The following is a 22,112-nucleotide window of genomic DNA, read 5'->3' on the forward strand; positions in this document are numbered from 1 at the left end:
TTTTGGCCTCCCTCACCGCTCGAATTGACGATGCCGTCCACCCGGTTGGGCTCGCGCACATCTTCGAACGACTTGACCGTGGCAACGACGGCCAGGACCACACGGTTTTGCCGTACGCACGGCCCGCCATGTCGCCGCAGTATTCCCGGCCCTGTCGACGAAGCCGGAAACTTACAGACGAGACGAAACCTAGCAGCGCCGTCGTCCGCACGCGGTTACGGGCTCACAGGGACTACCCGCCCTGCCCGCACCTCTCGTGCCGACGCTGCCGCGTCCACCGCAAGCCCGGCTCGCGAACAAGACGACCACAAGTCGCCCCTCTTGGTGAGCCGGGATGAGCGACACATACGACAAAACCGAATTTCGGTAAAGCGGAATATTTTTGCGGCAGCGGATTGACAGAGGGCGACACAGGCACGGCGCCGTAGCCCGGATGGAGCGCAGCGCAATCCGGGACGGTGCGAGATGCCGTGCGAGCGACCCCGGATTGCGCTTCGCTCCATCCGGGCTACCCCGACCAGGAGAGCTAGCCTCCGAAATCCCGCGGACTGAACGGCAGGTCCATCACCTTCCATTCCTCGTACAGATTGGGCGGCAGCATCTTGTAAGGCTGGCAGCCCTGGATCGCGCTCATGGCGGACTTCACGAGGGCCACGCCCTTGGCGGACGGCGGGGCCTCGATCAGGATCGGCTCGCGCGCCAGCGTGCCGTCGGTCGCGAACACCGTGCGCAGCTTGATGTGAACGTTGTCGGTCGGGCTGAGGCCCGCCGGCAATTTCGCACAGCCCCGCAAATGACGGCGCAGCTCGGCGACGATCTCGGCCGGCAGCTTGGCTGCGATCGAATCCTTGGCGTCGCCGCCATCGTCCTTGGGGGCGTCTTTCGGCAGCGGCGCCGGCAATTCCGGCGGCAGGCCGAGCATGACGCCATACTTGACGGTGACGTCAGGCTGCGGCGCCTGATAGGCTGGCGGCGGCGCGGACTGTGGCGGCGGTTGCTGTGCCTGCGGCTGCGGCGGTTGCGGCATCGCCTGAGGCTGGGGTTCCGGCGGCGGCTGTTGCGGTGGAGGTTGTTGTGGTGGAGGCTGTTGCGGCTGTGCGTTGGCCTCGCGCGGCTTCGGCGGGGGTTGCGGCTGGGGCTGTTGCTGCGCGGGCCGTTGCGGTTCGGGAGAAGGCTGCGGTGACGGCGCCTGCTGCTTGGCCGCAGACTTCGACGCCTCCGGTGCCTTGTCGGTGAAATCCAGCTTCGGCAGCTTCAGCTCGGGCTCCGGCGGTTTCTCCTTCGCCTCCTCCTGAGCTTTCTCCTCCGCCTTGGCCACCTCCTGCTTCACCTGCTCCGGCGTGACGATATCGACCGTCACAGTCTCCGGCTGCTGGGTGCGAAACGGATGGACTTCGCTGATCACGATGATCAGCGCCACCAGCGTCAGATGCGCGAGCGCCGACGCCGCAATGTCCGTCCGTATGAAGGTCCGCAGTTCCATCGTTCGATCTTGGATTTCCGCCCTGCTGTTAGCATACCGCGGTCTCCCCTCAATCCCATTTCGGGGCGAAGCCGAAATCGGTCAGACGGCCCTTCGGATTGGCGAGCGCGGCGATCTGGCTCATCTCGTCCGCCGACAGCTCGAAATCGAAGATCTCGATGTTTTCGGACAGCCGCTCGATGCGCGAGGTGCGCGGGATCGCAGCAACATTCTGTTGCACCAGCCAGCGCAGGCAGATCTGGGCCGGCGACTTGTGGTGGGTGCGCCCGATCTCGGCCAGCGTCTGGTCGGTCTTGATGCGCCCCTTGGCGATCGGGCTGTAGGCGACGAGCGCAAGGCCGTGCTGGTCGCAGGCCGCCCTCACCTTCGTCTGGTCGAGATAAGGGTGATATTCGACCTGGTTGCAGACGAGCGGCTCCGGCGACAGCGCCACCGCCTGCTCGAGCAACGCCACCGTGAAATTGGAGACGCCGATGTGGCGGGTCAGCCCCATCGTCTTCGCATGCGACAACGCGCCCAGCGTTTCCGCCAGCGGCACGTGCGGGTTGGGCCAGTGCAGCAGCAACAGATCGACGCTCGGAAGCCGCAGGCGAGCCAGGCTCTCCTTGACCGAGCGCTCGAGATCGTGGGGCGCGAAATGGTTGGTCCAGACCTTGGTGGTGAGGAACACGTCGTCGCGGCGCACGCCCGAGGAGCGCAGGCCGTCGCCGATCTCGCGCTCATTGTCGTAGACCTGCGCGGTATCGATGTGGCGGTAGCCGAGCCGCAGCGCCTGCTCGACCACGCGCGCGGCGGGCCTTCCGCTCAGCTCCCAGGTCCCGAGCCCGATCGCCGGAATTCTTGCGCCATTGGCCTCGACGAACAGCATGAGGACTCCTCTTCCGTTGCGGCAGCCCCTGACGTCATTATGGACCCCGCCCGCGACACTGCCAACGGACGCAGCGGCGATCCGGCCGGATATTCGGCGCAAGACTAACGGGAGGTGTGCGCCAGGGCTGCCGTCAGGCTTTGGCGAGCGCCTGGAATACCGTGTCCGGGGCGTGCGCGATCACCGCGAGCAGCGCGCGGGCCGGACCTCGCGGAGCACGCTTGCCCTGCTCCCAGTTGCGGATGGTCTCGACGGGAACGCCGAGCTTGGCGGCAAACTCCATCTGGGTCAGGCAGGCGCGGCGGCGCAGATCGCGCACGGCGAGCGAGCCAGCCTCGGCCGGCGGGTTTGCGATCGCGGGCTGCTCCGGTGACGGTTGGACCGGAAACTCCTGCCCGTCCCGTACCTCGACGATCCGTCCGTCCGCCTTTAATCGCACACGCATGCCCATTCCCCCAAGCGCGGGCGATGATGCGGCAGGTCGCTTAAGTTCGGATTAAAGATGGTCTCGTGCCCCGGACGCTGCGCAGCACGAAGTGATGCGCTGCAGAGCCGGGGCCCATCTCGCCGCGGAGTACGCCGCCTTCTGGGTCCCGGTTCTGCGCAGCAGCGCTCCGCGCCGCAGCGCGCCCGGGACACGAGAGTGAGGGCGCCCGCGCTGCCTACCATCATCATTGCGAGCGCAGCGACTTGTCCGCCGAAGCCTTGGCGAAGGCGGAAGCAATCGAGGATCCCTCCACGGCGGCACTCTGGATTGCTCCGTCGCAAGAGCTTCTCGCAATGACGTGGAGAGAGCCCGAGCCCACACCGCCCGCTACCTCAGCCCGAACCACAGCGTCGCGATGCCGAGGAAAGAGAAGAAGCCGACGACGTCGGTCACCGTGGTCACGAACGTTCCCGACGCCACCGCCGGGTCGGCCCTGACGCGTTCGAGCGCCATCGGGATCAGGATGCCGCCAAGCGCGCCTGCGACGAGGTTGCAGATGATCGCCAGCCCGATGACGATGCCGAGGCCGGGTATCTTGAACCAGGCCACCGCCGCGATCCCCGTGATCACCGCGAAGGCGAGACCGTTGACGAGACCGACCAGCGCCTCGCGCATCACCACGCGCCAGGCGTTGGACGAGCCGAGCTCGCGGGTCGCCAGCGCCCGCACCGCCACCGTCATGGTCTGGGTGGCGGCATTGCCGCCCTGGCTCGCGACGATCGGCGCCAGCACGGCGAGCGCGACCATCTTCTCCAGCTGGCCCTCGAACAGGCCGAGCACCGAGGAGGCCAGGAAGGCGGTGGCGAGATTGACCAGCAGCCAGTTGAACCGCGCGCGCGCAATGGTGAAGACGGTGTCGGAGAGCTCCTCGTCGCTGGTGACGCCGCCGAGCGCCTTGAGATCCTCGTCCGCCTCCTCCTCGATGACGTCGACGACGTCGTCGACGGTGATGACGCCGACGAGGCGGTCCTGGGTGTCGAGCACCGGTGCCGCGACCAGGTTGTACTTGCCGAACATGCGCGCGACTTCCTCCTGGTCCTCCAGGACGGAGACGCGGCGGCGGTCCTCGTCGGTCAATTCAGTGAGCGGCACCGGGCGGCGGGCGCGGAGCAGGACATCGAGCGAGACCGCGCCCTGCCAATGCTGATCCTTGTCGACGACGTAGATCTCGTAGAAGCGGTCCGGCAGATCCGGCGTCTCGCGCATATAGTCGATCGCCTGCCCCACGGTGAAATCCTGGGGTACCGCGATGAACTCGGTCTGCATCCGCCGGCCGGCCGAATTCTCGGGATACAGCAGGCTGCGCTCGAGCGCGACGCGCTCCTTGAGCGGCAGCTTTTCGAGGATCTCCTCCTGCTCGGCCTCGTCGAGGGTTTCCAGCAGCTCGACCGCGTCGTCGGATTCGAGCTCGCGGACGCCCTCGGCGACCGTCTCCGGCGGCAGCTCGTCCAGGATCTCCTCGCGGACGCCCTCGTCGACCTCGTTCAGCGCGGAGAAGTCGAAATCGGCCCCGGTCAGCTCGACCAGGCGGACGCGGTCGTCGGGCTCCAGGGCGCCGATGAGATCGCCGAGATCGGCCTCGTGCAGCTCGGCGACGCAGGCGCGCAGCGATGCGCTGTCGCCGGCCTCGATCGCACGGGCGATCTCCTCGACGAATTCATGACGAATTTCGCCGTCTTCATTGCGCATCGGCACGTGGTCGAGTACCGAATCCGCGGCGGATCGGGCAACGTCCATATGTTCATCCATGGCGCGCCTCGCCGTTTGACAGGTTGGAACGGGTGGTGTGAGCTGATTGTTCAGGCAATACCCACAAGGCAAAGCCGAGCGCAATGACAAAGATGCCGCGACTGAGGTGGACCTCGACCATGGCGGGCGTGCTCGCCGCGACCGTCATCGGCAGCGCCGCGGCGGAGGCCGCCGAGTGCCCGCGCAAGGACGCGCTCGGCACCTCGCGCGTCCTCAGCGTCGATCCCAAGAGCCATCCACGCGTCGGCCTGAAGAGCTTTCCGCAGACGCTGCCGCTGGCCGATCACGAGGTCGTACTGACCTTCGACGACGGACCGACCCCGCCGACGACGTCGAAGGTGCTGGCCGCGCTGGCGCAGGAATGCGTGCGAGCAACCTTCTTCCTGATCGGCCAGCACGCCTCCGAGCATCCCGACATGGTCAAACGCATCGCCCGCGAGGGCCACACCGTCGGCCATCACTCCTACTCGCATCCGCTCATGGGGCATATTTCGTTCGAGAAGGCCATGGCCGACATCGACCGGGGCATTGCCGCAGACGAGATGGCGCTGCGCGGAACCTCGACGACGACGCCCTCGACGCCGTTCTTCCGCTTCCCCTATTTCGAGTCGACACAAGCGCAGCTCGACCTGCTCCAGTCGCGCGGCATCGTGGTGTTCGGGGCCGATCTATGGGCCAGCGACTGGGAGGAGATGACGCCGGAGCAGCAATTGAAACTCGTCACCGAGCGCCTCGCCGCGAGCGGCAAGGGCATCATCCTCTTCCACGACAACAAGGCGCGCACGGCCGCAATGATGCCGGCCTTCCTGCGATATTTGCGGGAGAACGGCTACCGGATCGTCCACATCGTACCGTTGGGCACGTCACAGAAGAACGCCGACGGGCGCTGATGCCGGAATGTCACGCCGGCGCAAAATGGGGTGATCTGGGACCTATTAACACTCTGTTCATGCTACGCCCTGCAAATGGACGGGGAGTTTGTATCGGGAAGGGCTTTTGGCGCCTGAACCGTTTCCCGATGTCTCCGACCTACTATGGCGGCAATCGCATATGAGGGCAGACCGGGTTCATGATCGGAAGTAGCGTTGTTTTGCGGACGCGATCGTGGATCGTCCTTTGCCTCGGTGGTTTCCTCGGATGTTCGGCCCTGGGAGCGCCGGCAGCGCTCGCGGCCGACTGTCCCGGCCATCCCGACGCGCTCGGGACCTCCCGCACCCTCGTGGTCGATCCGCACGAGCACCCGCGGATCGGCACCATGCAGTACCGCGAGACGCTGCCGCTGAAGGACCATGAAGTGGTCCTCACCTTCGACGACGGTCCGCTGCCGAAATATTCCAACCAGGTCCTCAAGATACTCGACGACGAGTGCATCAAGGCGACCTTCTTCATCATCGGCAGCCAGGCCAAGGCGAACCCGGAAGGCGTGCGCAAGCTGGTGGCGGCGGGACACACCGTCGGCACCCACAGCATGAACCATCCGCTGACCTTCGACCGGATGCCGGTCGAGAAATTCGAGCCCGAGATCAACGGTGGCATCGAGTGGACTTCGGCCGCGATGACCGATCCGTCCAAGCTGGCGCCGTTCTTCCGCATCCCCGGCCTGATGCGCGCCGAGGGCGTCGAGAACTATCTGATCTCGCGCGGCATCCAGGTCTGGAGCGCCGATTTCCCGGCCGACGACTGGCGCCATGTGTCGTCCGACCGCGTCTACCAGCTTGCGATCCAGCGGCTGGAGGCCAAGGGCAAGGGCATCTTGCTGCTGCACGACATCCAGGCGCGGACGGTCGCGGCGTTGCCGAAGATCATCCGCGACCTCAAGGCACGCGGCTACCGCATCGTGCATGTGGTACCGGCGACCGCCGACCGGCCGGCGACGCCGACCACACAGGTCGAGTGGCTGCTGCATCCGCCGACCGAGACCGTGCCGATCGCGCGCTGGCCGCGTGTCCCGAACTTCGTGTTCACGCAGACCAGGACACTTCCGGCACCCTCGCTCGCCGACCTCAATGCGCAGACCGAGCATCAGCCGCTGCTGCCACGCCGGACCAAGGGACAGATGGATATCGCATCCACCCTGCCCGTGCCCGGCCGCGCGCTGTTTGCGATTCCGGAAGGCTCGGTCGATGTGCTGCTGTCGACGACGCTGTCGCGGCGGGCCGCGACGCGGCTGGCGATGGCGGCGGAGACGCCGCATGCAGCCAAGGGGGCCAAGGGCAAGCTCGCACGCGACAAGACGGCCAAGCCGCACACTGCGCATGCGGCGCCTGCCGCGCCGAAGCATGCCGCGCAGGTCAAGAGCGGCACGCCCCGCCCGACCCGTGTCGCCAGTCTGAAGAAGCGCGCCTAGAGCTTCGGTTCTGATTGAATCAGAACCGAAGCTCTAGATTCTTGTTTTGACGCGTTTTCTTCACGCGAACCGGTGTCCACTTCGCTCGAAAACGCTCTAGCCAGAATGACCGCGATGAGCTCGCGGCCGTCTACGTATCACCAAAGGAGAGAACCGATGAGCACCGAGCACAAATTCCTCGCCGTCTATCTTGGCAGCACGAGCGGCGAAAAGATGAAGGCCTGGCATGCGATGCCAGAGGCCGAACGGAAGGCAAGGGAGCGGGAGGGCATGGCCGCCTGGCACGGCTGGGTCGAGAAGCACCGGGATGTCATCGTCGAGCTGGGCGGCCCGCTCGGCAAGACCCGCAGGATCGACGGAAGCGGCATCACCGAGATCAGCAATGCCCTGACCGGCTTCACGGTGGTGCGGGCCGCCTCGCAGGAGGAAGCCGCAAAACTGTTCGAGAACCATCCGCATTTTGCGATCTTCCCGGGCGAAGCGATCGAGGTCATGCCCGTGCTGCCGATTCCACAGATGTAAGTCTCCGTGTCGTCCTTCCGGGCGGCGGTTTGATGAGCCGCCTCGGAATGACCGCGGAGAATATGGGGTTAATCACGCCCGATTCCGGCTAGTGACCTTCGCCGCCGGCTCATGTAAAGATCGTTCACATGAGCTGGCGCAAGGAGCAGCGCCGCGCCGAGCGCGGCTATCATCACGGCAATCTGAAGGAAGCACTTCTGCAGGCCGCTCTCGGGCTGATCGCCGAGAAGGGCGCGGCCGGCTTTACCTTCGCCGATGCGGCACGCATGGCCGGCGTCAGCGCGGCGGCGCCTTACCGGCACTTCCGCGACCGCGACGAGCTGCTGTCCTCGATTGCGCAGCGCGGCTTCGAGCAGTTCGAGGCACGCCTGACTGCGGCCTGGGACGACGGGCGCCCTGACACGGTCACTGCGTTCGAGCGTGTCGGCAAGGCCTATCTCGCCTTCGCCCGCGAGGAGCCCGCCTTCTACAACGCGATGTTCGAATCCGGCGTGCCGGTCGACGCCAATCCGGCGCTGCAGGCCGCGAGCGAGCGCGCTTTCAACATCATTCGCGCCGCCGCCGAGCGGCTTGCGGCACTGTCGCCGCCTGGCACGCCGCGTCCGCCGGCGATGATGATGGCGCTGCACATCTGGTCGATGGCGCACGGCGTGGCCTCGCTGTTCTCGCGTGGCGATGCCGCGCGGCGAAAGCTGCCGATGTCGCCGGATGAGCTGCTCGAGGCGGAGGTGCTGATCTATCTGCGCGGTCTCGGTTTCCCGACGGACCGCCGTCCGCCGGCGAAAGGCGCCGAGCCGCCGCCTGTGCCACCGGAGGCGTCCTCCGGTTCGGGCGTGCCGCCGGGCGGCCCCTGGGGCAAGCCGAAATAAGATTGCGCAAATAATCACGCGGGCGTGTCTGGCGGCCAGCTTGACAAAATCGCGGGATCGTCTAGCTATGTAAATGTTATTTACATTCACAACGGCGCTGGTGCCGTGATGGAGATGGGAAATGGCCTACACCGCTGACGTCAATCGCTGGCGCGGCCCTTCGGACCAATACCAGCAGTACGAGCGTCCCCGCATGCTCGATACGCCCTGGCATCCCGGCTGGATCGCCGTGACCATTCTCGGCTTCATCATCTGGTGGCCGATCGGACTTGCCCTTCTCTTTTTCACACTCGGGAGCAGAAGAATGTCGTGCTGGAGCCACCAGGATCGCTGGCAGAACAAGATGGAGCGGATGCAGTACAAGATGGACCGCATGCGCGGTCGCATGGAGCGCCGCGGCTTCGGCTTTGGCTTCGGCCCGCCGTCCTCCGGCAACCGCGCCTTCGACGAGTACCGCTCTGAAACGCTGCAGCGGCTCGAGGAGGAGCAGGTCGAGTTCAAGAACTTCCTCGACCGTCTGCGTCACGCCAAGGACAAGGAAGAGTTCGACCAGTTCATGGCGCAGCACAAGACGCGTCCGACCCCGCCGCCGACCGATCAGCAGCAGGGCTGACCTTCGAGCCTGATGCCTCTCAAAGCCTTCAGGCGCATGCCCCCAAAATCCTGATGGCCCCGAGCCGCCCGTCTGCGCAACCCGCAGGCGGGCGGTTTGGTTTTTGGGGATCCGCTTCGAGCGTCCGCGCGCGGAAGTGCAATTGATCGTGTCTGCAACCGGTCGTCGATGGCCGGACGTCGCCTCTGTGCGGCGATGCGACCTACTCCGAAATCCAATCTCCTCTTGCAACCACAGGGTGCCGTGCGTAGTCTCGGGCCGTTTCATGCGATGATATTTGACTGAATGGCGCACTTCGTCGCCTAAGCCCTGTACGAGACGGGTCGCGGTACGGTCCTGTTCAAGAGCCTCAGATACAAGACCGCAGCGCGCCTTCTCGAGATTTTCGGCGTCGGCAATCACAGCGCAACCAACCCGATGAGGTCGATCAATATCTCAACAATGATCGCGCATTCCGTCGGAGCTTCGCAGATGGATGTCTGGAGATTGAGGGCCGAATTCTAGCGAGTTTCATCACGCAAAGGAAATGAGCATGACCGACGGCGAAAAGATGCTGAAGCTGGCCGAGACCCGCATTGGCGAGAAATACGTCAACGTCTGCGTTCCCAAGAACAACAAGAACTGGCACGGTCCGTGGGACTGTGCGGAGTTCATGTCCTGGCTGGTGTATCAGGTCGGCGAAAAACTATACGGCTGCGTTGACGACAGCGGCGATCCTGCAACGGTCGAGGCTTATACCGGCGCCTGGAAGAGCGATTCACAGAAGCTCGGAAAGCGCATTCCGTGGAAGCAGGCCGCGGCAACGGTCGGAGGCATTCTGCTTCGCTACCCGCCCGGGCCAGGCATGATGGGGCACATCGTCGTGTGCGACGGCAAGGGCGGCACCGTGGAGGCGATGGGCACGGCCTATGGCGTTCGTCGCGGCAAAGTAACGGGCCGGAACTGGGATACGGGCGTCCTGATTCCAAACTTCACTTACGGGGAGGCGGGTGAAGATCTCGATGTGGCCGAGCCGACCCAGCTCTATGCGCTCGGGCGCCCGGGCATGAAGGCGTCCGTGGTTCGCGATATTCAGCGCGCCTTGAAGGAGCTGGGGTTTAATCCGGGGCCGATCAACGGTGAATACAACGAACTGACGGTCGCGGCGGTTGCGGCGTTTCAGGCGACCAAAGGACTCGTTGTCGACGGCCAGGTCGGGCCTCAAACGGCAAAGCGGTTGAAGATCGAACTCTAAGACATGATCCGGAAAAGTGCGAAGCGGTTTTCCGGAGCGATCATGCGCAAACAACGACCGAAAGCGCGATGATGATTCATCCGGATCTCATCGCGCTTTGGGATCGGCGCGGTGCTTTCAGCTGCCGGCGCGTGCGAGGCACGCGCCCATTAGCATGACCGGCACCGATCCGCGTCGACCTGAAACGTTCAGCGCACCGTCACGAGCTGCGCGCGAACCGAAGCCAGGAAGTGTTCATAGGCGTGGTCCACGATCTCGTTGAGGGATCGCGTTCGCGCGAAGATCGCCTTGGCTTCGGCGAGAAATTCGTCGCGGGTCGGTATCTTCGGCAGATGCAGATGGGTCAGTGCGTCGACGCCCTCATGCGCGCGATTGAGAATGTCGTGCAGCGTCGGCAATTGCAGCTGGGTCGGATCGGCCCGGTGCAGCGCCGACGAGATCGCCTGTGCCAGGGCGTGTGCATCGAACCGCCCGGCAAGCTCGCGGGCTGCCCGGTTGATGACGCGGGCGCCGAGCGGCTGCTCGTTGCGCAGCACCTGTTCGGGCGGCGCCTTCATGTTCCAGACGATGCCGAACCAGGACAACGCTTTCAGCATGTAATAGGTGACGTCGATCTCCCACCAGTAGAAGCCCTGTCGCACGCTGCTCTGATAGGCGTGGTGATTGTTGTGCCAGCCCTCGCCCAAGGTGAGCAACGCCAGCAGCCAATAGTTGCGGGAATCATCGCCCGTCACGTAGCGCTTGCGTCCATGCACATGGGCGAGGGAGTTGATGCAGAAGGTCGCGTGATAGACCAGCACCGTGCTCCACAGGAAGCCGACGATCAGACCCGGCCATCCCGCCATCAGGAAGCAGAGCGCTGCAAGCACGAAGGCCGGCAGCAGCTCCAGCCGGTGCAGCCACATCAGCTCGGGATAGACCGTGAGGTCGCCGACCTTCACGAGGTCGGTCGCGTCGTGCTCGCGGTAGAAGATCCAGCCGAGATGGCTGTACAGGAAGCCGCGCTGACGCGGCGAATGCACGTCCAGCTCGGTGTCGGAATGCAGATGGTGATGCCGATGCTTGGCCGCCCACCACAACACGCTCTTCTGCGCGGTGCTTTGCGCAAGACAGGCCAGGATGAATTGAAACACGCGGCCGGTGGCAAACGCCCGATGCGAGAAATAGCGGTGGTAGCCGGCACCGATGCCGAACATGCGCACGACGTACAGCGAGATGCAGATGGCAACGGCCTGCCAGGTGACACCCGACCAGATCGCCGCAAGGCAGCCGAGATGGACCAGCACGAACGGTATGGCGGAGGGATACATGACGTCGTCGTGGCGGTCGTCGATGCGCGCGTTGGGCAACATGTCTTGGCGTAACCTCGAGTAGCGGAATCCGGGATTTCGTCTCCGCGACGCTGAGAGCGGCCGGGTACGAAAAACCCGCGGATGGCGGACCACCGCGGGGGCTTGAACGAGCTGCTTTGCATGGACATCCCGGCCAAAGCAGCGTCGGCCGAAAACTTGCGGGACTATCGGGGTTATATATGGTTGCGGATACCCGGCGCGCAAGCTCGTAGCCTCACGGGGAGCTGCGGCATGATGCGTGGCGTGCCGGCCGCCCGTGGCCTATATTTGCAAGGTGAAGGAAACACCACAGCATGGAAGGCGGCGATGACGGCAGCCGTGACCGCGACGAACGATCGCCTCTGGCAGAACATACGCGACGAGGCGCAGCGTGCAGTCGCATCCGATCCAATCTTCGGCAGGTCGCTTGCCGAGGCCGTTCTCGCCCATGACGGCCTTGCGGCGGCGTTGGCCGATCTCATCGGGCACAGGCTTGGCGGCACCGCCGCCGAACAGGCGCGCTTCACGGGCTTTTCCCGCGATGCCTTTCGCGATGCGCCGGAATTGATTGAAGCGGCTGGCCGCGACTTGCAGGCCATCGTGCGCAGCGATCCCGCCATCGCCGGCCCGTTGGCGCCTCTGCTGCATTTCAAGGGCTATGTCGCGCTGCAGGCCTGGCGCGTCTCGAACTGGCTCTGGCATCATGACCAGCGCGATGCCGCGCTGTTGTTTCAGAACGAGGCGTCGAACGTCCTGCAGGTCAGCATCCATCCGGCGGCCAGCATCGGCTCGTCAGTCTATCTCGACCACGCCACGGGCATCGTGATCGGCGCCAATGTGGGGATCGGCGACGAGGTCACCATCCTTCAGAATGTCAGCATCGGCCGCGGCAATGAGCTGCCGACGCGCTCACCGCGCATCGGCAGCGGCGTCTTCATCGGCGCCGGGGCGACTATTCTGGGCGATATCCGGATCGGCGATTTCGCCAGGATCGGCGCCGACACGGTCGTGATCGCCGACGTCCCCAATGGCTGCACCGCAGTTGGAAATCCTGCGCGACTGACCAACTGCCCCGAGCCCGCCTCGGCGGCCTGAGGCGCCATGGCGGCGGTCGCCTTGGGGGGGGATGATCACGGCGAGACTTCGCGGAACGTGATTTTGGGGATGATTTTTCCGGGTGGGGCGTGGTTTCCAGGCCAATGCGATCGGGACGGCCTGGAACTCCGGTACCCCGCCCTCCAAACACCCCCAACCGCCTGCGCTGCCTACCTTTCCCGCAGCCAAATTCACCTCTGGTAACCCCGCATTAACCAACGGCGGGCTCTGGTAAGGACGGACAATCGCGCCCAAAGCCCGAAGCCAGGGACCGTCAAGGCCCGGGGCCAAAGGCCCATAGTTTTGACATCTTGGCAGGGAATGCAGACGGCCGGCTTTGGACGAGCCCCTGCACCCCAAAAGACAAAGGCTTTGAGCGGGCTTGCCGGCCGCGCCGGTGCTAGCGCGGCCATTGGGGAACCGGTAGCCATTTGCTGGCCGGCACATCGGGTAAACGATCGCCTTGAGAGGATACTGCTTATGAATCCGGCCGACGTGGCTCAGTCAGCCCTTCCGGTTGCCGCTTCCGCGGACGTGTCGCTGATCGCGCTGTTCTGGCAGGCTCACTGGATCGTGAAAGCGGTGATGCTGGGACTTCTGTCCTGCTCGGTCTGGGTCTGGGCCATCGCGATCGACAAGATCTTCCTGTTTGCCCGCACCCGCCGCTCGATGGACCGTTTCGAGCAGGCGTTCTGGTCCGGCGAATCGATCGAGGAGCTCTATCGCACCCTTTCGGCCAAGCCGACGCATTCGATGGCGGCCTGCTTCGTGGCGGCGATGCGCGAGTGGAAGCGGTCGTTCGAGAGCCATGCCCGCTCGGTCGCGGGTCTGCAGATGCGCATCGACAAGGTCATGAACGTCTCGATCGCGCGCGAGGTCGAACGGCTGGAGCGCCGCCTGCTGGTGCTCGCGACCGTCGGCTCCGCAGGCCCCTTCGTCGGCCTGTTCGGCACCGTCTGGGGCATCATGTCGAGCTTCCAGTCGATCGCGGCGTCGAAAAATACCTCTTTGGCAGTGGTCGCGCCGGGTATCGCGGAGGCGCTGTTTGCGACCGCGGTCGGCCTTATCGCCGCCATTCCTGCCACTATCTTCTACAATAAGTTCACGTCCGAGGTGAACCGGCAGGCCCAGCGGCTGGAAGGCTTCGCCGATGAATTTTCCGCCATCCTGTCGCGTCAGATCGACGAGCGGGGCTGACCGCGGGGTGTATAGTGTGAAGGGCAACTTGGGCACCAGACCATGGGCATGAACGTTGCGAGTTCGTCCGGAGGCGGCGGTCGCCGCGGCCGGCGCAAGCCCGTCGTGGCCGAGATCAACGTCACGCCGATGGTGGACGTGATGCTGGTGCTGCTCATCATCTTCATGGTGTCGGCGCCGATGCTGACGGTCGGCGTGCCGCTCGACCTGCCCCAGACCAATGCCAAGAGCCTCGAGAACAACGACCAGAAGCCGATCCAGATGTCGGTCGACATCAAGGGCAAGGTGTTCATCAACGACACCGAGATCGCGATCAACGAACTGATCCCGAAGCTGAAGGCGATCACCGATGCGCGCGGCGGGCTGGAGGAGCGCATCTATCTGCGCGCCGACAAGAAGGCGGATTACGGCACGGTGGCCAAGGTGATGGGCCAGTTGTCCGGCGCCGGGTTCAAGAAGCTCGCCCTCGTCACGGAAGCGGATCAGGGGTCTTAAGGCAGTGAAGGTGAACGTCGACAAGACACTCGTTGCGTCGATTGCCCTCCACGTCCTCGTGCTGGGTTGGGGGCTCGTCACCTTCAGCAGCAAGGCCTACATCGCGCCCGAAGAGTCGCTCCCGATCGACATCATCTCCACCGATCAGCTCGCCAAGATGATGGCCGGGCAGAAGACCGGCAAGAAGGAAGAGCCGAAGCCCAAGGTCGAGAAGATCGCGGAGGCGAAGCCGGAGGAAGACGCCGTCGGCAAGGTCACCGAGAAGAAAGAGCTGATCAAGACCAATTCGCAGCCGGAGCCGCCGCCGAAGCCGGTCGAGAAGCCGGTGGAGAAGAAGCCCGAGCCGCCGAAGCCCGTGGCCGAGGCGAAGCCGAAGGAAGAACCGAAGCCGCCGGAAAAGAAGCCTGATCCGGCCAAGGAAGATCCGCTCGCCGAGCTCATGAAGAAACAGGAGACCAAGAAGCCGCCGCCGAAGCCCGTGGAGCAGAAGGTCGCGGCGGTGCAGCCGCAGCAGCAGCCCAAGCCCAAGGAGCGCAGCTTCGATCCCGCGCAGATCCAGCGCGACCTCGACAAGCGCGCCGCGACCCGGCACGAGCAGACCGGCTCGGCGCTGAATGCGTCGGCCTCGCTGGGCGCGGCGACCGGGACTGCTGCCAACAACATTGCGACCTGGCGCGGTGCGTTCCAGGGCGCGGTCAAGCGCTGCTTCACGCCGACCTATAACGGACAGGATGCCGACCAGTACGAAGCCGACATCGACATTCCCATGAAGATCGACGGATCGCTGGCGTCCGAACCCATCGTGGTCGCGGTGAGGGGACCGTCGCGGTCGATCGCCCAGGCGGTGGCGGAGAGCGCCAAGCGCGCCATCGTGCAGTGTCAGGTCTACTCGTTCATGCCGAAGCAGCAGTACGAGAGCTGGAAGCTCATTCCCATGACTTTCGGCCTGAAAGATATGTTGTGACATCCGAACAAAAGAATTTTGCAATGAATGACGTCCGATCGATGAACCGCCGCCGCTTCATGACCCTGACCGGATCGACGCTCGCGATGCTCGGGAGCGGGCAGGCCTTCGCGCAGGGCCGAATTCGTATCGACCCGACCGAATTCCAGCCGATCCCGATCGCGATCACCAATTTCCTGCCGGGCTCGCCGTCCGACGGCGACGTCGGCAATGGCGTCACGCAGGTCATCACCAACAATCTGAAGCGCTCGGGCCTGTTCGCGCCGATCGACCAGGCCGCCTTCATCGAGCGCATCAACAACATGGACGTCGCGCCGCAATTCCAGAACTGGAAGACGCTCAACGCGCAGGCCCTCGTCACAGGCCGCATGACGCGCCAGCCCGACGGCCGGCTGAAGGCCGAATTCCGCCTGTGGGACGTGGTCTCCGGCCAGCAGCTCGCCGGACAGCAATATTTCACCTCGCCGGAATATTGGCGCCGCATCGCCCACATCATCTCCGACCAGATCTATGAGCGGATGACCGGCGAGAAGGGCTATTTCGACAGCCGCGTGGTGTTCGTGGACGAGAGCGGGCCGAAGGAGCGACGCGTCAAGCGGCTCGCGATGATGGACCAGGACGGCGCCAATGTGCGCTATCTGACCCGCGGCGCCGACCTCGTGCTGACGCCGCGCTTCTCGCCGAACTCGCAAGAGATCACCTATATGGAGTTCGGCCAGGGCGATCCGAAGGTCTATCTCTTCAACATCGAGACCGGCCAGCGCGAGATCGTCGGCAACTTCCCGGGCATGACCTTTGCGCCGCGCTTCTCGCCGGACGGCCAGCGCGTCATCATGAGCCTGCAACAGGGCGGCAATTCCAATCTGTTCGTGATGGATCTGCGCTCGCGCTCGACCACGCGTCTCACCGACACGCCGGCGATCGATACCTCGCCGTCCTATTCGCCCGACGGCACCCGCATCTGCTTCGAGTCCGATCGCGGCGGCCGGTCGCAGATCTATGTGATGGCGGCGGGCGGCGGACAGGCGCAGCGCATCTCGTTCTCCAAGGACGACACCAACGCCAGCTATTCGACGCCGGTGTGGTCGCCGAAGGGCGATTACATCGCCTTCACCCGGCAGGGCGGCGGGCAGTTCTCGATCGGCGTCATGAAGCCTGACGGCTCCGGCGAGCGGCTGCTCACCTCCGGCTTCCACAACGAAGGCCCGACCTTCTCGCCGAACGGCCGCGTGCTGATGTTCTTCCGCGATCCCGGCGGCAATGGCGGACCGTCGCTCTACAGCGTCGACATCTCCGGTCGCAACGAGCTCAAGGTGCCGACGCCGGGCTTCGCCTCCGACCCGGCATGGTCGCCGCTGTTGTCCTCGACGGCGGGCCAATAGATCCGCGCGTTGGAAACGCGCGATGTTTTCGAAAAGGCGCGCGGATTTTTTCGCATTCGGTGAGGAAAGCAATCCTTTCTTCACCTTGCGCTCGGCAAGCCTTGCCTAGCTGCTTGATATTTAAGCAGAAATCGGTTCGTCGATACCGAAAAACAACTCGACTTTAACGATGTTCCCTCAGAAAGGCTTCATCTGGGCTGGGTAAAAGTACGCGCCAAACAGGACGCGCGTACAAACACCAATGCAGTTCGCAAGCCAAAGCGGAGCACCTGGACAGGCCTCGCCGACGATTTCGGCGGCGTTGATCGATTCCTTGTTCGAAGCTCCCCGACCGCTGCTGGCTGGGCTGGTGTTCGTCTCGATCGGGGCGGCGCTGACGGCCTTGAAGACCGCGGAGCCTTTGATCTGGGCCTGCGTCGGACTTCTGGCCCTCGCCGGCGTCATCCGCGCGTTCGATCTACATCTGTATCAGAAGCGCAAGGCGACGTTGACGGCCGCGGAAGCGGCGCGCTGGCAGAAGCGCTATCAGATCGGCGCGATGATCCAGGCGGCAGCGATCGGGACGTGGTGCTCGACCACCCTGTTGGCCAGCGACGACGCCGTTGCCCATATGATCGCCCTGTCGGTTACGACCGGCATCGCGGCGGGCGGCGCGGGCAGGGCCTATGGCCGCCAATGGATATTCCAGCTGCAGGTCAGCCTCGTCTTCGTCCCGATCGTGATCGCCCTGGCGCTGCGGGGAACGCCGTTCTACGTGGCGATGTCGGTGGTCAGCGCTGCCTTCCTGTTCTCACTGATGGGAATCTCGGCCAATTTGCACAGGATATTCATGCGCGCGCTGGTCGCGCGTGAGCGCGAAGCAGCGCTCGCCGGCCAATTCGACACCGCGCTGAACAACATGCCGCACGGCCTGTGCATGTTCCACGTCGACGGTCGGCTCGCCGTCGTGAACCATCGTTTCGGCGCGATGATGAACCTGCCGAGCGATTTCGTGCAGGATGGCGCCAGCGCGCCGGAGATCATCGCGGCTTGCGTCGAGGCCGGGACTCTCTCGAAGGAGAATGGGGACCTGATCCTGCAGGGCATTCGCGAGCTCCGGAACAAGGAGATCGTGACCCCGGACCCGGACTCCGCACGCGGGCGTACGCTGTCATGGACCATTCAGCCGATGTCGGACGGAGGTGCAGTCGTCCTGCTCGAGGACATTACCGAACGCAAGAGTGCCGAGGCGAAGATCAGCCATCTCGCCCGCTATGACGAACTCACGGCGCTGCCCAACCGCGTCAGCTTCCGCGACGAGATCGAACGGCTGCTGGCAGCTTCGCATCATTCCGAGCGGCTTTCGGCGCTGTTGTTCGTCGACCTCGACCAGTTCAAGCAGGTCAACGACACGCTCGGTCATCCCTGCGGCGACCAGCTGCTGTGCGCCGTCGCGAACCGTCTGCGCGAGATGCTGCGCCCGGAGGATTTCGTCGCCCGCTTCGGCGGCGATGAGTTCGTCGTGTTCCAGCAGAACATCTCTTCGCCCGAAGACGCCGCCGCGCTTGCCCGCCGCATCGTCGAACGGCTGAGCGAGCGCTACCGCATCGACAATCACCTGGTCGAGATCGGCGCCAGCGTCGGCATCGCGCTGACCTCGCCGGAGGGCGCCAGCGCCGACACGCTGCTCAAGAACGCCGACATGGCGCTGTATCGCGCCAAGGCGGACGGCCGCGGCACCTTCTGCTTCTTCCGCGACGAGATGGCGGCGACCGTCGAGGCGCGCCGCATCCTCGAGCTGGACCTGCGCAAGGCGCTCGCCAACGAGGAATTCGAGCTGTTCTACCAGCCGCTGGTCAACCTGAAGTCCGGCAAGATCACCACCTGCGAGGCGCTGCTGCGCTGGAATCATCCGGTGCGCGGCACGGTCTCGCCGGTCGACATCATCCCGGTCGCCGAGGACATGGGCCTGATCGTCGATCTCGGCCGCTGGATCCTGCGCCGCGCCTGCATGGAATGCATGAAGTGGCCGGAGAACGTCAGCGTCGCCGTCAACTTCTCGCCGCAGCAATTCCACCAGCGCGACGTGTTGAGTGAGATCCGTTATGCACTCGAAGTGTCGGGTCTGCCGGCGCATCGGCTGGAGATCGAGATCACCGAGTCCTCGCTGCTGCGCAACACCCAGCTCACCCACGACATCCTGTCGCAATTGCACGCGCTCGGCGTGCGCATCTCGCTCGACGATTTCGGCACCGGCTATTCCAGCCTCAGCTATCTGCACAATTTCCCGATGCATAAGGTGAAGATCGACCGCTCCTTCCTGGAAGGCATCGACACGGACCGGCCGCTGATGCTGTTGCGCGGCGTGGCGAGACTGTCGGCCGACCTCGGCATGGCGGTCGTGGTCGAGGGCATCGAGACCAACGAGCAGCTCGAGCTGATCAGCGCCGACGGGACGGTGACCGAGGGACAGGGTTATCTGTTCAGCCGGCCGGTGCCCGCGGTGCGGGTGCGCCAGTTGCTCAATGCCTCGCATGGTCGGCGCATGCTCGACGGTCAGGTCGTTGCGATCTCGTCGCGCTCCTTCGCCTGACTTCGGTTCTCGAGATTTCCCGTCATTTCAGCTCGTTACAGGGTCTCCGTAGTCGCACGGGGGGTTAACTGTAATCGATTCAAGCCTTTGCAATTCGGTTAAGGAGGCGTTAATGTTTTAGAACTCGCGGAAGTTGTTGACGTGTGTGGAGTGTCAGATGGAATCCCCGGCCGAGCCGCGCGCTCCGCTTTTCATGCGGGGGGCAGGGATTTTTGATCGGGTCGACTACCGGCTGATCGAAACTCCGGAAGACAAGGACCGCCTCTATGAGATGCGCTATCGGGCCTATCTGCAGGGCGGATTGATCCTGCCGTCGGAGTCGCGTCGCGTCAGCGACCGCTATGACGACGCGCCGAACGCATGGACGTTCGGAATTCACGTCGATGGCGAACTCTGCAGCTCCGTCCGCCTGCACATCCTGACGTCGGACCAGCGCATGTCCTATGCGACCGAGTTGTTCGGAGACGTGCTTCACCCGCGTCTCGATCGCGGTGAGGTTTTCGTCGATCCGGCGCGTTTTGTTGCCGACCCGGAGCAGGCCCGGCGGTTCCCCGAGCTGCCCTACGTCACGCTGCGCCTCGCTTACCTGGCGTGCGAGCATTTCAATGCCGATACCGGACTTGCGCAGGTCCGGGCGGAACATCAAGCGTTCTACCGCCGGGTCTTCCTGCACGAGGCGATCACGGAACCGCGCTCGTTTCCGAACGTGTTGAAGAAGGTCGCCTTGATGGCGTCTGATTTCCGGAGCCTGCGAGAGCGGGTCCTGACGCGCTTTCCGATCATGCGTTCGAGCGCCTTCGAGCGGCGGATGCTGTTCGACCGCGGGAGCGTCCGCACCGCGGCGCCCCGCCCGGTGCTGGTCGCGAGTACGGCGCAAGCCTGAGGTCCGGCGCCAATCCCTTTTCCAACCGGCTCCATGGCGGCGGTTTTGCCGGGAGCCCGGCCCAAAATTCCGGCCGAAACCGGTGTTTTTGCCGGCTTCCACGGCTTGCCTTCACCCTCGCGCCACATTTACAACCCATTAACCATGATGGGTGCTTTTCGCCGGTTGGGGGCATTTGATCGGCCGAGGCAAGGTTCCGTCAAGGTTGACGGAACGTTCGCTTAACCAACCCCCTGTAGACCGGACAGCAGTGGACGAACGTGAGCGTGGAGGCTCCGGAATGAAACATCCTATGCGTATCCTCCAGGGATTGAAGCTGGCCGCGGTGCTCGCCGTCGCCCTGTCGATGGGGGCCTGCGCCAACAAGAATGCTGCGACGGATGCGATGGCCAATGCGGCGACGCCGGGCAGCCAGCAGGACTTCGTGGTGAACGTGGGCGACCGCGTGTTCTTCGAAAGCGACCAGACCGATCTGACCCCGCAGGCGATCGTGACCCTGGAGAAGCAGGCGCAGTGGCTCCAGACCTATCCGCGCTACTCCTTCACCATCGAAGGTCATGCCGACGAGCGCGGCACGCGCGAATACAACATCGCGCTCGGCGCCCGCCGCGCCCAGTCGGTCCGCTCGTTCCTCGCCTCGCGCGGCATCGATGCGAATCGCATGCGCACGATCTCCTACGGCAAGGAGCGGCCGGTCGCCGTCTGTAACGACATCTCCTGCTGGTCGCAGAACCGTCGCGCCGTCACCGTGCTGAACGCGAGCTCCTGACGTTCGGTCAGGCCCCGTTCATCTTCACAGACCGATTATGCCGGCGCCCTCTCGGGCGCCGGTTTCGTTTCAGCATTCTGTGACAGAATCCCCGTGGTACCAGACACATTTTTGGCGTACTCCCCTTCAATGTGTGGCGCGTCACATGTTCCGTCGCAGGCCATTTCGCTTTCGTCGTCAGGGCAAGATGTCATCCAGATTTAAGGTCTTTACCGGCACCGTGGCCATCGCCGCGCTGCTCCCCTTGTTCACGCCCGTCTTCGCCCAGACCGATGATGATCCCGAGATGCGGATCGAGCGGCTGGAGAACCAGCTGCGCCAGCTCACCGGCCAGAACGAGGAGCTGCAATACCGCAATCGCCAGCTCGAAGAGCGGCTGCGGGCGCTCGAGGGCGGCGCGCAAGGCGGGCCCGGACAGGCGCCCAACGTCGCGGCGATGCCGCCCGCCCAGATCGGACCAGGTCAGGTCGCGCCCGGCTATCGCCAGCAGCCGCAGGCCGTGCAGCCGAATTACGAGCAGCCGCAGATAGCGTCTCCCGCTCCGATCGTTCAGGAGCAGCCGGCGCCGGGCGCCCCCGGCACGCGCCGCCGCGGCGATGCCTTCGATCCGAACCAGAACCCGAACGCGCCGGGTGCGCCGCGCGCGCTCGGCGGCGGCGCGCAGCCGATGCCGTCCGGAGCGCCCGGCGGCCGCGGCGCCGGCGAGCCGCTCGATCTCGCCAACACCGCCCCCCGTTATCAGCAACAGGCGGCGCCCCCGGCGGCGCAGCCCGGCTATCCGCCGGCCCAATCCGGCTATCCGGCGCCTGCCGGCGCTCCGGCCCTGACGACGCTGCCGCCCTCGGCGACGCCGCGCGACGAGTTCGACCTCGGCATCGGCTACATGCAGCGCAAGGACTATGCGCTCGCCGAGCAGACCATGAAGAACTTCACGCAGAAATATCCGAGCGATCCGCTGCTCGGGGACGCGCAATACTGGCTCGGCGAGAGCTACTTCCAGCGCCAGCAATATCGCGACTCCGCGGAGGCTTTCCTCGCCGTCACAACCAAATACGAGAAATCGGCCAAGGCCCCGGATGCGCTGCTGCGGCTTGGACAGTCGCTCGCCGCGCTGAAGGAAAAGGAAGCCGCCTGCGCCGCCTTCGGCGAGGTCGGCCGCAAATATCCGCGCGCCTCCGCCGGCGTCAAAGCCGCGGTCGACCGCGAGCAGAAACGGGTGAAGTGCTGACGTCCGGGGGCCTGACAATGCGGA

20 protein-coding genes are annotated in these 22,112 nt (G+C 64.7%); 15 read left to right on the forward strand and 5 right to left on the reverse strand.

Annotated features, from left to right (window positions below; all coding sequences use genetic code 11):
- Positions 1 to 526 precede the first annotated feature (526 nt).
- The 4 genes from TSA1_RS39050 to mgtE all read right to left on the reverse strand — a co-directional run bounded on the left by TSA1_RS39050 (position 527) and on the right by mgtE (position 4,587).
- Positions 527 to 1,483 carry a hypothetical protein gene (locus TSA1_RS39050; RefSeq protein ID WP_145984389.1) on the reverse strand — a complete coding sequence of 319 codons (957 nt, stop codon included), beginning with the start codon at positions 1,481 to 1,483 and terminating at the stop codon, positions 527 to 529.
- A gap of 49 nt (positions 1,484 to 1,532) precedes the next feature.
- Positions 1,533 to 2,351 carry an aldo/keto reductase gene (locus TSA1_RS29540; RefSeq protein WP_100179397.1) on the reverse strand — a complete coding sequence of 273 codons (819 nt, stop codon included), beginning with the start codon at positions 2,349 to 2,351 and terminating at the stop codon, positions 1,533 to 1,535.
- A 133-nt stretch (positions 2,352 to 2,484) separates the two neighbouring features.
- A complete protein-coding gene (locus TSA1_RS29545; RefSeq protein ID WP_100179398.1) occupies positions 2,485 to 2,802 on the reverse strand; it encodes a helix-turn-helix domain-containing protein in 318 nt (105 codons plus the stop codon).
- A gap of 363 nt (positions 2,803 to 3,165) precedes the next feature.
- On the reverse strand, positions 3,166 to 4,587 hold the full coding sequence (gene mgtE / locus TSA1_RS29550) for a magnesium transporter (protein ID WP_100179399.1): 1,422 nt from the start codon (positions 4,585 to 4,587) through the stop codon (positions 3,166 to 3,168).
- Between the two features lie 83 nt (positions 4,588 to 4,670).
- On the opposite strand from mgtE, the gene TSA1_RS29555 reads away from it, so the two are divergent.
- The 6 genes from TSA1_RS29555 to TSA1_RS29580 all read left to right on the forward strand — a co-directional run bounded on the left by TSA1_RS29555 (position 4,671) and on the right by TSA1_RS29580 (position 10,172).
- Positions 4,671 to 5,477 (forward strand): polysaccharide deacetylase family protein, encoded by an 807-nt coding sequence (locus TSA1_RS29555; RefSeq protein WP_100179400.1) that lies wholly within the window; start codon positions 4,671 to 4,673, stop codon positions 5,475 to 5,477.
- A 179-nt stretch (positions 5,478 to 5,656) separates the two neighbouring features.
- Positions 5,657 to 6,934: a polysaccharide deacetylase family protein gene (locus TSA1_RS29560; protein WP_100179401.1), complete on the forward strand. Its 1,278-nt coding sequence runs from the start codon at positions 5,657 to 5,659 to the stop codon at positions 6,932 to 6,934.
- 156 nt (positions 6,935 to 7,090) lie between these two features.
- Positions 7,091 to 7,456 (forward strand): YciI family protein, encoded by a 366-nt coding sequence (locus tag TSA1_RS29565; RefSeq protein WP_100179402.1) that lies wholly within the window; start codon positions 7,091 to 7,093, stop codon positions 7,454 to 7,456.
- A 128-nt stretch (positions 7,457 to 7,584) separates the two neighbouring features.
- Complete coding sequence (locus TSA1_RS29570; RefSeq protein ID WP_100179403.1) at positions 7,585 to 8,325, forward strand: TetR/AcrR family transcriptional regulator; 741 nt, start codon at positions 7,585 to 7,587, stop codon at positions 8,323 to 8,325.
- A 121-nt stretch (positions 8,326 to 8,446) separates the two neighbouring features.
- A complete protein-coding gene (locus TSA1_RS29575) occupies positions 8,447 to 8,938 on the forward strand; it encodes a DUF2852 domain-containing protein (RefSeq protein ID WP_100179404.1) in 492 nt (163 codons plus the stop codon).
- Positions 8,939 to 9,470: 532 nt separating this feature from the next.
- On the forward strand, positions 9,471 to 10,172 hold the full coding sequence (locus tag TSA1_RS29580; protein ID WP_161497277.1) for a peptidoglycan-binding domain-containing protein: 702 nt from the start codon (positions 9,471 to 9,473) through the stop codon (positions 10,170 to 10,172).
- Positions 10,173 to 10,360: 188 nt separating this feature from the next.
- Here the strand turns inward: TSA1_RS29580 and TSA1_RS29585 are convergent, their stop codons facing one another.
- Positions 10,361 to 11,524 carry an acyl-CoA desaturase gene (locus TSA1_RS29585; protein WP_100179406.1) on the reverse strand — a complete coding sequence of 388 codons (1,164 nt, stop codon included), beginning with the start codon at positions 11,522 to 11,524 and terminating at the stop codon, positions 10,361 to 10,363.
- A gap of 306 nt (positions 11,525 to 11,830) precedes the next feature.
- Here TSA1_RS29585 and TSA1_RS29590 point away from each other — a divergent pair, with 306 nt between their 5' ends.
- The 9 genes from TSA1_RS29590 (at position 11,831) to ybgF (ending at position 22,088) form a co-directional block, all read left to right on the forward strand.
- On the forward strand, positions 11,831 to 12,598 hold the full coding sequence (locus TSA1_RS29590) for a serine acetyltransferase domain-containing protein (protein WP_100179407.1): 768 nt from the start codon (positions 11,831 to 11,833) through the stop codon (positions 12,596 to 12,598).
- Positions 12,599 to 13,078: 480 nt separating this feature from the next.
- Positions 13,079 to 13,795 carry a protein TolQ gene (gene tolQ / locus TSA1_RS29595; RefSeq protein WP_018641591.1) on the forward strand — a complete coding sequence of 239 codons (717 nt, stop codon included), beginning with the start codon at positions 13,079 to 13,081 and terminating at the stop codon, positions 13,793 to 13,795.
- Between the two features lie 42 nt (positions 13,796 to 13,837).
- Entirely contained in the window at positions 13,838 to 14,290 is a 453-nt protein-coding gene (gene tolR, locus TSA1_RS29600) for a protein TolR (protein WP_100179408.1), read from the forward strand.
- A 4-nt stretch (positions 14,291 to 14,294) separates the two neighbouring features.
- Positions 14,295 to 15,254 (forward strand): protein TolA, encoded by a 960-nt coding sequence (locus TSA1_RS29605; RefSeq protein ID WP_100179409.1) that lies wholly within the window; start codon positions 14,295 to 14,297, stop codon positions 15,252 to 15,254.
- A gap of 41 nt (positions 15,255 to 15,295) precedes the next feature.
- Complete coding sequence (gene tolB / locus TSA1_RS29610; protein WP_174719347.1) at positions 15,296 to 16,636, forward strand: Tol-Pal system beta propeller repeat protein TolB; 1,341 nt, start codon at positions 15,296 to 15,298, stop codon at positions 16,634 to 16,636.
- A gap of 241 nt (positions 16,637 to 16,877) precedes the next feature.
- On the forward strand, positions 16,878 to 19,208 hold the full coding sequence (locus tag TSA1_RS29615; protein WP_100179411.1) for a putative bifunctional diguanylate cyclase/phosphodiesterase: 2,331 nt from the start codon (positions 16,878 to 16,880) through the stop codon (positions 19,206 to 19,208).
- A 157-nt stretch (positions 19,209 to 19,365) separates the two neighbouring features.
- On the forward strand, positions 19,366 to 20,091 hold the full coding sequence (locus TSA1_RS29620; RefSeq protein WP_100179412.1) for an N-acyl amino acid synthase FeeM domain-containing protein: 726 nt from the start codon (positions 19,366 to 19,368) through the stop codon (positions 20,089 to 20,091).
- Positions 20,092 to 20,371: 280 nt separating this feature from the next.
- On the forward strand, positions 20,372 to 20,860 hold the full coding sequence (gene pal / locus TSA1_RS29625; protein WP_097659842.1) for a peptidoglycan-associated lipoprotein Pal: 489 nt from the start codon (positions 20,372 to 20,374) through the stop codon (positions 20,858 to 20,860).
- Positions 20,861 to 21,047: 187 nt separating this feature from the next.
- Positions 21,048 to 22,088, forward strand: coding sequence for a tol-pal system protein YbgF (gene ybgF / locus TSA1_RS29630; protein ID WP_174719125.1), 1,041 nt, complete (start codon positions 21,048 to 21,050; stop codon positions 22,086 to 22,088).
- Positions 22,089 to 22,112: the final 24 nt, after the last annotated feature.

The sequence above is a fragment of the Bradyrhizobium nitroreducens genome (assembly GCF_002776695.1).
GTDB classification, from domain to species: Bacteria; Pseudomonadota; Alphaproteobacteria; order Rhizobiales; family Xanthobacteraceae; genus Bradyrhizobium; species Bradyrhizobium nitroreducens.

What these genes read in the sequence shown, in the direction of transcription:
- TSA1_RS29580 (WP_161497277.1), top strand. Translation starts at nt 9,471, where the DNA reads ATGACCGACGGCGAAAAGATGCTGAAGCTGGCCGAGACCCGCATTGGC.
- tolQ (WP_018641591.1), top strand. Translation starts at nt 13,079, where the DNA reads ATGAATCCGGCCGACGTGGCTCAGTCAGCCCTTCCGGTTGCCGCTTCC.
- tolR (WP_100179408.1), top strand. Translation starts at nt 13,838, where the DNA reads ATGGGCATGAACGTTGCGAGTTCGTCCGGAGGCGGCGGTCGCCGCGGC.
- TSA1_RS29555 (WP_100179400.1), top strand. Translation starts at nt 4,671, where the DNA reads ATGACAAAGATGCCGCGACTGAGGTGGACCTCGACCATGGCGGGCGTG.
- tolB (WP_174719347.1), top strand. Translation starts at nt 15,296, where the DNA reads ATGAACCGCCGCCGCTTCATGACCCTGACCGGATCGACGCTCGCGATG.
- TSA1_RS29540 (WP_100179397.1), bottom strand. Translation starts at nt 2,351, where the DNA reads ATGCTGTTCGTCGAGGCCAATGGCGCAAGAATTCCGGCGATCGGGCTC.
- TSA1_RS29560 (WP_100179401.1), top strand. Translation starts at nt 5,657, where the DNA reads ATGATCGGAAGTAGCGTTGTTTTGCGGACGCGATCGTGGATCGTCCTT.
- TSA1_RS29545 (WP_100179398.1), bottom strand. Translation starts at nt 2,802, where the DNA reads ATGGGCATGCGTGTGCGATTAAAGGCGGACGGACGGATCGTCGAGGTA.
- TSA1_RS29590 (WP_100179407.1), top strand. Translation starts at nt 11,831, where the DNA reads ATGACGGCAGCCGTGACCGCGACGAACGATCGCCTCTGGCAGAACATA.
- TSA1_RS29620 (WP_100179412.1), top strand. Translation starts at nt 19,366, where the DNA reads ATGGAATCCCCGGCCGAGCCGCGCGCTCCGCTTTTCATGCGGGGGGCA.
- ybgF (WP_174719125.1), top strand. Translation starts at nt 21,048, where the DNA reads ATGTCATCCAGATTTAAGGTCTTTACCGGCACCGTGGCCATCGCCGCG.
- mgtE (WP_100179399.1), bottom strand. Translation starts at nt 4,587, where the DNA reads ATGGATGAACATATGGACGTTGCCCGATCCGCCGCGGATTCGGTACTC.
- TSA1_RS29570 (WP_100179403.1), top strand. Translation starts at nt 7,585, where the DNA reads ATGAGCTGGCGCAAGGAGCAGCGCCGCGCCGAGCGCGGCTATCATCAC.
- TSA1_RS29575 (WP_100179404.1), top strand. Translation starts at nt 8,447, where the DNA reads ATGGCCTACACCGCTGACGTCAATCGCTGGCGCGGCCCTTCGGACCAA.
- TSA1_RS29615 (WP_100179411.1), top strand. Translation starts at nt 16,878, where the DNA reads ATGCAGTTCGCAAGCCAAAGCGGAGCACCTGGACAGGCCTCGCCGACG.
- TSA1_RS29565 (WP_100179402.1), top strand. Translation starts at nt 7,091, where the DNA reads ATGAGCACCGAGCACAAATTCCTCGCCGTCTATCTTGGCAGCACGAGC.
- TSA1_RS39050 (WP_145984389.1), bottom strand. Translation starts at nt 1,483, where the DNA reads ATGGAACTGCGGACCTTCATACGGACGGACATTGCGGCGTCGGCGCTC.
- pal (WP_097659842.1), top strand. Translation starts at nt 20,372, where the DNA reads ATGAAACATCCTATGCGTATCCTCCAGGGATTGAAGCTGGCCGCGGTG.
- TSA1_RS29585 (WP_100179406.1), bottom strand. Translation starts at nt 11,524, where the DNA reads ATGTTGCCCAACGCGCGCATCGACGACCGCCACGACGACGTCATGTAT.